Source organism: Amycolatopsis sp. A133 (genome assembly GCF_031082405.1).
GTDB lineage: Bacteria > Actinomycetota > Actinomycetes > Mycobacteriales > Pseudonocardiaceae > Amycolatopsis.
The window spans coordinates 129434-142161 of the sequence record NZ_JAVHJU010000043.1 but is presented as its reverse complement, the minus strand read 5'-3'; the positions used below and the strand labels follow the sequence as shown (position 1 = coordinate 142161).

Genomic DNA, 12728 nt, shown 5'->3' with positions numbered 1-12728 from the left:
TCGCATGAACAGGCGCGAGACGGTCATGGCCGCTCTGCTCGAGATCGTGACCGAGGTGGCCGGGCCGGTCGAGCACCTGGACGAAGACCGGCTGCTCGTCGACCAGCTCGGCCTGGAGTCGCTGCACCTGGCCCGGCTCGTCGCCGTCCTGGAGCTGGAGCTCGACACCGACCCGTTCTCCGACGAGGTGCCGATCACCGGCGTCCGCACGGTCGGGGACCTGCTGCAGGCCTACGACCCGGTCGTGCCGCCCCGGCTCGGGGCCGGCGAGCCGGCATGAGCGAGCCGATCGCCATCGTCGGCCTCGCCGCGCGGTTCCCCGGAGCCGCGGACGTCGGCGAGTTCTGGGACGCGATCCTCGCCGGGCGCGAGTCGATCCGCGACCTCGGCGACGAGGAACTGCTCCGCGCCGGCGTGGACCCGGCCTGGCTCGAGGACCCCGACTACGTCAAGGCGGCCGCCTCGATCGACGACGTCGACCTCTTCGACGCGGCCTTCTTCGACATCTCGGGCCGCGAAGCCGCCGTCATGGACCCCCAGCAGCGCGTCTTCCTGGAAACGTGCTGGCACGCCCTGGAGCACGCGGGCCTGCGTCCGGCCGCCGGCGACGCGTCCCCGGTCGGGGTCTTCGCCGGCAGCGGCGGAGTGCTCACCAGCTACCTGCCCGAGGTGCTGACCCACGCCGGGACGTTGGCCGACCCGACGGCCTCGCTCGAACAGCTCGGGTCCGACAAGGACTTCCTCGCCACCCGGGTGTCGTACAAGCTGAACCTGACCGGGCCGAGCCTGACCGTGCAGACGGCGTGTTCCACGTCGCTGGTCGCGGTGCACCTCGCCTGCCAGAGCCTGGTGCGCGGCGAATGCGAAGCGGCGCTGGCCGGTGGCGTGAACATCCGGCTGCCCCGGGCCGCCGGGTACTGGCACCGCCGGGGCGGCATCCTGTCGCCGGACGGCCGCTGCCGCCCGTTCGACGTCGAATCGCGCGGGACGATCTTCGGCAGCGGCGTGGGGGCCGTCGTCCTCAAGCCGCTCGCCGCCGCGGTGCGCGACGGCGACATCGTCTACGCCACCATCCTCGGCACCGCGATCAACAACGACGGCGGCGGCAAAGCCAGCTACGGCGCCGCCAGCCTGCCCGGTCAGCTCGGCGCGATGCGGCAGGCGCTGGCCGTCTCCGGCGTCGACCCCGCCACGATCGGCTACGTCGAGGCGCACGGCACCGGCGTGCCGCTCGGTGATCCCACCGAAATCGGCGCGCTGAAGAAGGTCTTCGGCCCGGACGCCCCGACCGCCATCGGCTCGGTGAAGGCGCTGATCGGGCACATGGAGGCGGCGTCGGGCATCGCCGGCCTGATCAAGGCCGCGCTGGCCCTGCACGAGGGCCTTGTCCCGCCGAGCCCGTACTTCACGGCCCCGAGCCCCCGGCTGAAGCTGGCCGGCTCGGGCCTGTTCGTCAACGCCGAGCCGCTGCCGATGCCCGGGTCCCCGCGCCGGGCGGCGGTCAACTCACTGGGGATCGGCGGCACCAACGCGTTCGCCGTGCTGGAACAGGCCCCGGACCGGGCGACGGCGGACCGGCGTCCGGGCCACGACCTCGTCACGATCAGCGCGAAGACCGCGGACGCGCTGCACACGCTGGCCGGGCGGTGGGCGAGCCGCCTGCGCGAGCCGGGCGCGGACCTGACGGACCTGGCCCACACCAGTCATGTCGGGCGGCGCCCGCTGCGGCACCGGCTCAGCGTGGTGGCCGACACCGGGGAGGCGGCGGCCGAGCGCATCGAGTCGTGGCTGCGCATCGGGACCGGGCAAGCCGACGCGGGTGAAGCCGCGAAGGCCCGGCCGAGGATCGGGTTCCTCTTCCCCGGCCAGAGTTCCGAGTACGCCGGCATGGCCGTCGAGCTCCACCGCGAGCACCCGGCTTTCCGCGCGGCGCTGGACCGGCACGCGGAGCACTTCCGCCGGCTCACCGGGGCCGAGCTGCTCGACGTGTTCGCCGACGCGGCGGCTCAAGCGCGGGCCGAGCTCCTCCAGCCCGCGGTCTTCCTCCTGCAGGTCGCGCTGGCCGAGTTCTGGGCGTCCTGCGGGGTGCGGCCGGACGCCGTGCTGGGGCACAGCCTCGGCGAGTACGCCGCGGCCTGCGTGGCCGGGGTGTTCAGCGTCGAGGACGGGCTCGAGCTGGTCTGCGAACGCGGGCGCGCCTTCGCGGCCGTGCCCGGCGGCGGCCGGATGGTCGCGGTCGGCTGCACCGACGTGGCCGAGCTGGAACGCCTGGTCGCGGCCAAGGGCGGGGCGGTGACGGTCGCCGCGTACAACGCGCCGGACCGGATCACCGTCTCGGGCCCGGACGCGGAGCTCGGCGAGCTGGAAACCGAGTTCCGGTCACGGAAGTGGGGGACGATCCCCCTGGAGACGACGCACGCTTTCCACTCGTCGCTGGTCGCCCCGGTCGTCCCGGCCGTGGCCGCGGCGGCGGGCCGGATCACCCACCGGCCGCCGTCCGTGCCGATGGCGCTGAACCTCACCGGCACCTGGGCGACCGGGCTCGACGCGGGCTACTGGGGCCGCCAGCTGACCTCGCCGGTCCGGTTCGCGGCCGGCCTCGGCGAGCTGCTCGCCGGCGGGTGCACGGTCTTCCTCGAGGTGGGTTCGCGCCGGACGCTCACCACGTCGGGCCGCGCCCAGGCCGGCGACGACGTAGTCTTCCTGCCGGGCCTGGCACCCCGGAAGCCGGAGCGGGCCGGCGTCCTCACGCACCTCGCGCGCCTGGAGCGGGCCGGGATCCCGGTCGACTGGGCGGGGTACTACGGGCCGCTGCGAGCGGTCAAGGTGGCCGCCCCGCTCTACCCCTTCGCGCGGACCCGGCACTGGCTCGCGCCGGCGCCGTCCGGTGCCGAAGCCGCGCGGCCGGCCGGCGACCGGCCGCCGGCGCTGACCCGGCTCGCCCTGCCGCAGTCCCCGCAGCGGCGGTACGAGACCACCGTCGCCGCGCACGCCCCGCGCGTGCTCGCCGACCACGAGATCGCCGGGCGGCTCGTCGTGCCCGGGGCCTACCACACGGCCTGCCTGGTGGAGGCGGTCGCCGGCGAGGCCGGAGTGGTCGTCGAGGACCTGGTGTTCCCGCGCGCGCTGGAAGCCGCGGACGAACCGCGCCGCGTGCAGCTCGTGCTCACGCCGGCCGCGGACGGCCGGTTCGTCGCCCAGTCGCTCGGACTGTCCCGGGTGGACGATCCGCTGGCCGAGGACGCGTGGCAGGTACACGCGGAGGGCCGGATCCAGCGGGCAGGCGTCGCCCCGCAGCCGGTGGACCCGGCGGCCCACCGCACCGGACGGCCGGTCCCGGAGCTCTACCCGCGGTTCGAGGCGGCCGGGTTCCGGTTCGGACCCGCGTTCCGGTGGATCGACCAGCTGCGCCTGGACGGCGACGACAGCACCGGTGACCTCACCTTCACGGCCGCGTCGCCGCGCGAGCGGACGATGGCGCTGCTCGACTCCGGCGTCCAGCTGGCCATCGCGGCGCGGATCGCCCGGCAGGTGCCCGAGGACGGCGTGCTGCTGCCGTTCCGGATCGAACGCGCGGTGTTCCACCCGTCGACGGCGGAATCGGGGGTCGCGCGCGTCCGCCACCGGGTGGCCGAAGCCACCCGGGCCGTCGCCGACGTCTCGCTGCTCGACCACGACGGCAACCCCCTGCTCGAGCTCTTCGGCCTCGAACTGCGGGCGGTGTCCTTCCGCACGCCGCCGGCCGCCGAGGCGCCGATCCACGCCGAGGACTGGGAGCCGGTCGAGACGGCGGGCGCGCCGGCCCCGGCCGGGACCTGGCTCGTGCTCGCCGACCGCCAGGGCCACTGGCGGCACGCGGTCGCGGCGCTGGAGGCGCGGGGCGGCCGGTGCGTGGTCGCCGAGGTCAGCACCACCTTCGACCCGGCCGACGCCGACCACCTCGCACGGCTGCTCCGCGAAACCGGACCGGCGCACGTCCTGCACTGCCTCGGCTTGGACCAGGACACGCGCACCGCCTGCGGCAGCGTGCCCGCGCTCGTGCAGGCCGCCGCGAAGGCGGGCCGGCCGCCGGCCTCCGTGGTGCTGCTGACCCGTGGGGCGGTGGCCGTGGCCGGGGCCGCCGCCGACCCGTACGGCTCGATGCTGTGGGGCCTGGGCCGCACGGTCGCGCTGGAAGCCCCGCAGCTGGGCGTGCGCCTGCTCGACCTGGACCCCCGCGATCTCGCCGGCGCGCTGCGGATGCTGCCGGACGTGCCGGGGCCGGAGGCCGCGATCCGCGACGGCCGCGCCTACCGGCCCACGCTCCGCCGCGTCTCCGTGCCGGCGGCTGTGCCGCCGACGGCCGGGAGCCGCCTGAGCGGGTGCTACCTGATCACCGGCGGGACCGGGGCGCTCGGCCTGCGCACCGCGGCCTGGCTGGCCCGGCAGGGGGTGCGGCACGTCGTGCTCGCCTCGCGCCGGGCCACCGAAGCGCGGGTCGAGGACGTGCCCGGCCTGCAGATCACGCTCGCCGATCTCGACGTCACCGACGAAGCCGCGGTCGGGCGGCTGGTTGAGCGCGCGCAACGGGAGTGGGGCGGCTTCACCGGCGTCGTCCACGCCGCCGGCGTGCTCGACGACGCCGTGCTGCCGCAGCTGAGCTGGGACCGGTTCGAGGCGGTGCTCGCGCCCAAGGTGACCGGCGGCTGGCACCTGCACCGGGCCACCCTGGGCCTCGACCTCGAGCACTTCATCCTCTTTTCGTCCACGGCCGCGCTGCTCGGCGCGCCCGGGCAGGCCCACTACGCGGCGGCCAACGCCTTCCTCGACGGGCTCGCGCACTACCGGCGGGGCCTGGGCCTGCCCGCCCTCAGCGTCGGCTGGGGGCCGTGGGAGGCGGGCATGGTGGCGCGGCTGAGCGAGCGCCTGCAGGCCCGGCTGTCCGACGGCGGGTTCACCCCGCTGACGGCCGAGCCGGCCTTCGCCGCCCTGGACCGGCTGCTGACGGCGCCCGGTGCCCACTACGGCGTCTTCTCCGTGGACTGGTCCCGCTACCTGGCCCGGTTCCCCGGCGGGCGAGCCGTCGCCGCGGAGGCGGGGACACCCGCCCCCGACGCGGTGGAGCCGGTCCGGCGGCTGCGGCGGGACTGGCCGGCGGCCACCCCGGACCGCCGCCGCGAACTGGTGCTCGGGTACCTGCGCGGCATGCTGGCCACCCGCCTCGGCATCGCCGAGACGACGGTCGACGAGGAGCTCCCGCTGGCGGAAGCCGGGCTCGATTCGCTGGTGGCCGTCGAGGTCCGCGGCCAGATCTTCCGCGACCTGGACATCGACCTGCCGCTCACCGGCCTCCTCGAAGGCAAGGCGCTGCGGCTGCTCGTCGACGAGCTGGCGGACCGCCTGGTGCTCGACGCGCCGGCCGCCCCGGCCGTCCCGGCCGGCTCCGCTGCGCCGCCGTCCCCGGCCGGGCCTTTCTCCGCGGAGGAGGCGGAACGGCTCCTGGCCGACCTCGACTCGCTGACCGAGGACCAGCTCGAGGCGCTCCTGCCCTGGCTGGCCGAGCAGGACGGAACCGCATGACCGACTACGACGTCCGCAAGAAACTCGAGGCGGCACTGCGGGCCCGCGCCGCCCAGGCGCGGACCGCCCACCCGCTTTCCCACGCCCAGCGCCCGTTGCTGCTGCTGCACCGGATGAACCCGGACAGCGCGTCCTACCACGTCGGGTTCACCGCGCGGTTCACCGGCGGGTTCGACGGCACCGCGTTCCACGCGGCGGTCCGGTCGCTCGCCGGGCGGCACCCGGCCCTGCGCACCACGTTCAGCGGCGTCGACAGCCAGACGGTGCACGGCTGGCTCGAACCGGACTTCGCCGAGCGGGCTGCGCGCGGGTGGAGCGAGCAGGAGCTCCGGGACGCTGTGCGCGGCGCCTACCGCGAGCCGTTCGACCTCGCGGCCGGCCCGCTGTTCCGCGTGCGGGTGTTCGCGGTGGCGCCGGGGGAGGCTCTCGTCCTGCTGACCCTGCACCACGTGATCTGCGACTTCTGGTCGCTCGGCATCGTCCTGGCCGAACTCGAGCAGCTCTACCTCGCCGAAGTGCAGCGGCGCCCCGCGCAGCTGCCCGCTCACGAGGCCCGGTACACCGACTTCGTCACCCACCAGCGTGCGCTGATCGACGGTGAGAAGGGCGCCCGGGCGCGGTCCTATTGGCACGAACGGCTTTCCGGCCGGCTCGAACCGGTCGGGTGGCCCCGGTCCGACGTCGATCCCGAGGCCGCCGAGGGCGGCTCGGTCGTGTTCCCGATCCCCGCCGAGCTCGCCGACGGTGTGTTCGCGCTGGCCAAGGCCGAAGGCGCCACGCCGTACGCGGTGCTGCTGACGGTTTTCCAGGTCCTCGTCAGCCGCTACACCGGCCGGCGGGACGTGCTGGTCGGCTCGCCCTTCGCCGGCCGGACCGATCCGGGGCTGGCCGGGTGCGTCGGCAACTTCGTCAACCCGGTGGTGCTGCGGGCCGACTTGGGTGACGCGGCGTCGTACCGGGAGCAGCTCGGCCGGACCCGCACCGCCGTCGTCGAGGCACTGGAGCACCAGGACTACCCGTTCGAGCTGCTCGTGAGCGAGCTGGCGCCACGCCGGGTGGACGACCGCAACCCGATTTTCCAGGCGATGTTCAGCTACCAGAAGCCGAGCCGGTACCCGGCGCTGGCGGCCCTGTACGTCGCCGACGAGGACGCGGCCCCGGTCGCCTGGGCGGGGCTCACCGCGGTGCCGTTCCGGCTGGACCAGCAGGACGACCAGCTCGAACTCGTGCTGGAGGTCGTCCACGACGGCGACCGGCTCGTCGGGCTGCTCAAGTACCGCCGGGCCGTGTTCTCCGAAAGCGCGGCCCGGGAGGTGACCGGGAACTACGTGGCGCTGCTGCGGGCCGCGCTCGCCGACCCCGGCCGCGGTATCGCGGATCTGCCGGTGGCGACGGAAGTCGAGCCCGGCGGCCCCCGGCGCAGCGCGCCGGCGCGAGTGCCCGCCGGGGCGGCACCCAGCGCCCACGTCGGCCGGGTGACCGCCGTCTGGCAGCAGGTGCTCGGCCGCCGCGGTATCGGGCCCGACGACAACTTCTTCGACCTCGGCGGCAATTCCCTGCTGCTGATGAAGGTGCACGAGCTGCTCGCCGGCGAGAGCCCGGACCGGCCGCTGCAGGTGCCGGAAATGTTCCGCTACCCGACGGTGGCCGGCCTGGCGCGGCGCCTCGCCGGGACCGCGGTCGTCGCGGACCCGGGCCGGGGCCGGGCGTCGAGCCGCCGGGTGCAGCTGGCGGACGGCACGGCCCGCAGCGCCCGGCTGCGCGCGCGGGAGCGCCAGCGTCCGGAGACCAACGGGGGTAAGGATGTCTGACGGGATCCGCGCGAACGACGTGGCCGTGATCGGGATGTGCGGCCGGTTCCCCGGCGCGCCGGATCTCGATCGGTTCTGGCGCCGGCTGCGGGCCGGGGACGACCTGCTCACGACGTTCACCGACGCCGAACTCGCGGCGGCCGGCGCGCCGGAGCGGGTGCTGCGTGATCCCGCCTACGTCAAGCGGGCCGCGCACCTGCCGGACGCGTACGACTTCGACCACGAGTTCTTCGGCTACACCCGGCGGGAAGCCGAACTGCTCGATCCCCAGCAGCGGCTCCTGCTCGAGGTGGCGCAGGAGCTGCTCGACACCGTCGGTTACGCCGGGGGAGCGGGCGACCAGGCCGTCGGCGTGTTCGCCGGCGCGTCGATGAACACGTACCTGACCAACGTCGTGGCCCGCGCCTGCGACCCGCTCGGCCACGCCGGCACCGAGCTCATGATCGCCAACGACAAGGACTACCTGACCACCAGGATCTCCTACAAGCTCGGGCTGACGGGACCGAGCGTCAACGTCCAGACCGCGTGTTCGACGTCGCTGGTCGCGGTGCACATGGCCGTGCAGAGCCTGCTCGCCGGCGAATGCGACGTCGCGCTGGCGGGTGGTGTCTCGGTGATCGCGGCCGGCTACCCGGGTTACTTCTTCAGCGAGGGCATGATCCTCTCCCCGGACGGCCGGTGCCGCCCGTTCGACGCCGAAGGCGCGGGCACGACCTTCGGCGACGGCGTGGGGCTGGTCGCGTTGAAGCGGCTCGCCGAGGCCATCGAGGACGGTGACCAGGTCCTGGCCGTGGTCAAGGGGTCGGCGATCAACAACGACGGCTCCGACAAGATCGGCTACACCGCCCCGGGCATTTCCGGGCAGCGGGCGGTGATCACCGAGGCGCAGGCGGTCGCCGAGGTCGGCAGCGCCACCGTTTCCCACGTCGAGGCGCACGGCACCGCGACGACCCTGGGCGACCCGGTCGAGTTCGCCGCGCTGGCCGAAGCCTTCACCGAGGGCGGCGCCCGGCCGGGCCGGTGCACCCTCGGCTCGGTCAAGGCGAACGTCGGCCACCTCGCCGCGGCGGCGGGCATCGCCGGCTTCATCAAGACGGTCCTGGCGTTGCGGCACCGCGAGATCCCGGGCCACCCGACGTTCACCCGGCCGAACCCCCGGATCGACCTGGCGGGCAGCCCGTTCACCATCAACACCCTGCCGATGGCCTGGCCGCGGGGAGAAACGCCCCGGCGAGCCGGGGTCAGCTCGTTCGGCATCGGCGGCACCAACGCGCACGTGGTGCTGGAGGAGGCACCCCCGCTGCCGGCCGCGCCCGAGACGGGCGGCCCGCAGCTGCTGGCGGTGAGCGCGAAGACCGAGCCGGCCCTGCGCGAGCTGGCCACCCGGCTGGCGCGCGCACTGGCGGAGCCGGACGCCCCCACCCTCGCCGACGCGGCTTACACACTGCGCCGAGGCCGGCGCGGGTACGCCCATCGGTTCGCGGTTGTTGCGGAGGACCACGCCACGGCGGCGGCGGGCTTGCGGGCGCTGGCGGAAAGCCGGCCCGTGGCGGCCACCGCGAAGTCGCTTGCCTTCGACGGCAGCCGGCCCGCCGAGGCCCCCGCCGTGGCCTTCCGGTTCGGCGAAATCCCTCCCGAAGAGTTCCGGGCGCTCGTCACGCAGCTGCCCGCGCTCGCCGACCTGGCCGAACCGGTACCGGAACTGGTCCTCGCCACCTGGTGGACGGAATCCGGCGTCCACCCGGTGGCCGCCGGAGGAACCGGGGCCGGCGAAGTCCTCGCGGCCTGTTTCGCCGGGGCCTTGGCCCCGGCCGAAGCGGTGGCGCTGCTGGACTGGCGGGCCGGGCGGCTCGACCGCGCTCCCGAGCTGCACCCCGCCATCCCGCGGATTCCGGTCCGCTCGGCCGTCACCGGCGGGAAACTGCCGCCGGAGCGGCTGCTCGACCCGCTGCACTGGACCCGGGACGTCTGGACCGGCGACCGGCAGGCCGAGGCCTTCGCCGGGACGACCGTGCTCGAGATCGGCGCCGGGGAACACCCGCTCGCCACCGCGGGCCGGCTGTGGGCCGCGGGCGTGCCCGTGGACTGGTCGGCTTGGTCGGGGGAGGCCCACCGCCGCGTCCCGCTGCCGGCGCACCCGCTGAACCGCACCACCCACCGCCTCGCGCCGCCGCCGGCCACCGAACGGCCGGTGGCGGACGACAGCCCGCCGCCCGACCACGAGGAGCACACCGTGGAACCCCTGCTGGCGGAAGTCCGCGCCCTCGTCGGCGGCTACTTCGACGTCCCGCCCGCCGAACTGGACGCCGGTGTCACGTTCACCGACCTCGGGGCCGACTCGATGGCGCTGCTCGGCATGCTGCGGCTCGTCGAAGACCGCTACAGCTGCAAAGTGACGCTCCGCCAGGTTTTCGGCGACCTCCAGACCCCGGCCGACCTCGCCGGGTACCTCCACGCGCACGCCCCGGCCGGAAAGCTCCCGGGCCCGCCGGCCCCCACCCCGGACCCGGCCCCGGCGCCGGTCGCCGCAGCGCCGACGACCAGCGTCTCCACGGCAGTGCAGGACCTGATCAAGCAACAGCTGCTGGTCATGCAGCGTCAGCTCGAGGTCCTGGCCGGGACCGAGCCGCCCGCGCCGGCCAAGCCGAACCCACCGACGCCCGCGACGAAGTCCGTGGTGCCGCTGTGGCCCGGCTCGCGGCGCGCCGCCGACACCGTGGACTCGGCCCAGCGCACCCGTTACCTGAAGGCGCTGGCCGAGCGGCTCGGCGCCCGGACGAAACGCTCGAAGGACTTCGCGCAGCGGTACCGGCCGATGGTCGCCGACAGCCGGTCGACCGTCGGGTTCCGGCCCGCCACCAAAGAACTGCTGTACCCGATCGTCGCCGAGCGCGGCCGGGGCGCGCGGCTGTGGGACATCGACGGCAACGAGTACGTCGACCTCACCCTGGGCTACGGCGTGCACCTGCTCGGGCACAACCCGCCGGTCGTCACCTCGGCCGTGCGCGAGCGGATGGACGTCGGCTTCAGCCTCGGGCCGCGTACCCAGCTGGTCGAGGACGTCGCCGCCGGCCTGCTCGAACTCACCGGCATGGAACGGGTCGCCTTCCTCAACAGCGGCACCGAAGCGGTGATGACGGCGGTGCGCCTCGCCCGCGCGGCCACCGGCCGGGACAAGATCGCGGTCTTCTCCACCGCCTACCACGGCCACTTCGACGGCGTGCTCGCCGTGCCGTCCCGCGAGAACGGCGTCTTCGGCACGAAGCCGCTCGCGCCGGGCATCTCGCCGGGTGCGGTGGAAAACGTCTACGTCCTCGAATTCGGCACGGACGAGGCGCTCGACTTCCTCACCAAGCACGGCCCGGAACTCGCGGCCGTCCTGACCGAGCCGGTGACGCTGCGGACGCCGGGCGTGCAGAAGCCCGAATTCCTGCGCCGGCTCCGGGAAATCACGCACACCTGCGGGACGAAGCTGATCTTCGACGAGATGGTCACGGGCTTCCGCTGCCACCCGGCCGGTGTCCAGGGCCTGTACGGCATCGAGGCCGACCTGGCCACCTACGGCAAGATCGTCGGCGGCGGCCTGCCGCTCGGCGTGATCGCCGGCCGGGGCGGGGTCATGGACGCCATCGACGGCGGCGTCTGGCACTTCGGCGACGACTCCGGCCCGACGGTGGAATCGACCTTCTTCGGCGGCACGTTCAACCAGCACCCGCTGACCATGGCGGCGGCCAAGGCGGTCCTGGACCACCTCCGCGCGGAGGGACCCGGCCTGCAGCGCGACCTCGACCGCAAGACCGAGGTGTTCGCCGGGCAGCTCAACGCCGATTTCCGCGAGCTCGAACTGCCGATCGAGGTCCGCCGGTTCTCCTCGATCTTCAAGTTCGAGCACGAGCAGAACATGGACCCGTTCTACTTCAACCTGCTCGACCGGGGTGTGTTCGTCTGGGAGCTGCGCAACTTCTTCCTGTCCACCGCGCACGAGCAGGCCGACCTCGACCACATCCGCACCGCGGTGCGCGAGTCCGCCGAGGAACTGCGCGCCAACGGCCTGCTCGGCGAACGGCGGACGAGCCCGCGGCCGGCGCCGCTGCGCGGCACCCTCGCCCAGCGGCAGCTGCGGGACCTCGACGAGGGGGCCGTGCCCGCGTTCGAGATGTCACTCGGGTTCCGGCTCGACGGCCCGCTCGACCACGACGTCCTGCGCGGCGCCGTGCGCGGCCTGGTCGACCGCCACGAGAGCCTCCGGACCGCGTTCGGCGCGGACGGGGAGACGCTCGTCGTCCAGCCCACCCCGCAGACGGTGCTGACCGAGCACACCTGCGGGACCGAGGCCGACCTCGGCGACTTCCTCCGGACCTGGGCCGGGCAGCCACCGGAGACGGCGTTCCGCGCCGCGGTGGTACGAACGGACACCCAACGGCACCTGCTGCTCCTCGCGGTGCACCACGCGCTGGTCGACGGCTGGTCCTACAGCGTCCTTCTCGACGACTTGGCCGCGCTGTACAACGCCGGGTGCCGGGGCACGAGCCCCGGGCTGCCGCCGGCCGTCCAGTTCCGGGACTACCTCGGCTGGCACGAGCGGGTCGCCGCCGGTCCCGGGGCCGCCGCGCACCGCGACTACTGGCACGCCCTCCTCAAGGAGGCCCCCACGCCGGAACTGCCGTCCGCGGGCCGGCCGGCGAGCTTCCCCTACCGCGCGGTCCGGCACAGCGTCCACCTCGACCCGGGCTTCTGCGACCGGATGCGCGAGGCGGCCCGCGCCGAGGGCGTCACCGTGTTCGCCTACCTGGTCGCGGCCTGGGGCGCCCTGCTGCACCGGCTGACCGGGCAGGACGACGTCGTCGTGCCGGTCGCGTCCGCCCGTCGCCCGCCGGCGCTGGACCAGGTGGTCGGGTACTGCTCGAACCTGTTGCCGCTGCGGCTGCGGCTGCCGTCGGACGTCCTGGTCGCGGACTACGTGGCCGAGGTCCTGGACCAGCTGGTCACCGCGCTGGAAAGCCAGGACTACCCGTTCGCGGCGCTGCTCACGGACCTCGCCCCGCCGGGGGCCGGGCTGCGCAGCGAGCTGTTCACGACGTCGATGTCGTTCTACCGCCAGGTGAGCGTGCCCGTCCTGGACGGGCTCGTGGTCACCGAAGCCGAGCCGGTGCCGATCCGGCACATCGGCAACCCGCTGGCGCTGAACGTCGTCGACCGCACGGACGGCTTCCGGTGCGACTTCGAGTCCGCGGCCGAAGTCGTTCCCGCGGACCTCGCCGAACGCATCCCGCAGTACTACCGGAACCTGCTCGAGGCCATGGTCGCCGGCGGCGACCGGCCGCTGGCCGAGCTGGACCACGAATAGCCGTCACCGAA

General features: G+C 74.6%; 4 protein-coding genes. All 4 read left to right on the top strand.

The window, feature by feature from the left end; genetic code table 11:
- Positions 1 to 4: 4 nt before the first annotated feature.
- The 4 genes from Q5425_RS27725 to Q5425_RS27710 are packed head-to-tail and all read left to right on the top strand — an operon-like array spanning position 5 to position 12717.
- Complete coding sequence (locus Q5425_RS27725) at positions 5 to 280, top strand: phosphopantetheine-binding protein (protein WP_308675253.1); 276 nt, start codon at positions 5 to 7, stop codon at positions 278 to 280.
- Complete coding sequence (locus Q5425_RS27720) at positions 277 to 5559, top strand: type I polyketide synthase (protein ID WP_308675252.1); 5283 nt, start codon at positions 277 to 279, stop codon at positions 5557 to 5559. The genes Q5425_RS27725 and Q5425_RS27720 overlap by 4 nt, the downstream gene beginning before the upstream one ends.
- Positions 5556 to 7370, top strand: coding sequence for a condensation domain-containing protein (locus Q5425_RS27715; protein WP_308675251.1), 1815 nt, complete (start codon positions 5556 to 5558; stop codon positions 7368 to 7370). The genes Q5425_RS27720 and Q5425_RS27715 overlap by 4 nt, the downstream gene beginning before the upstream one ends.
- A complete protein-coding gene (locus Q5425_RS27710; protein WP_308675250.1) occupies positions 7363 to 12717 on the top strand; it encodes an aminotransferase class III-fold pyridoxal phosphate-dependent enzyme in 5355 nt (1784 codons plus the stop codon). The genes Q5425_RS27715 and Q5425_RS27710 overlap by 8 nt, the downstream gene beginning before the upstream one ends.
- Positions 12718 to 12728 lie beyond the last annotated feature (11 nt).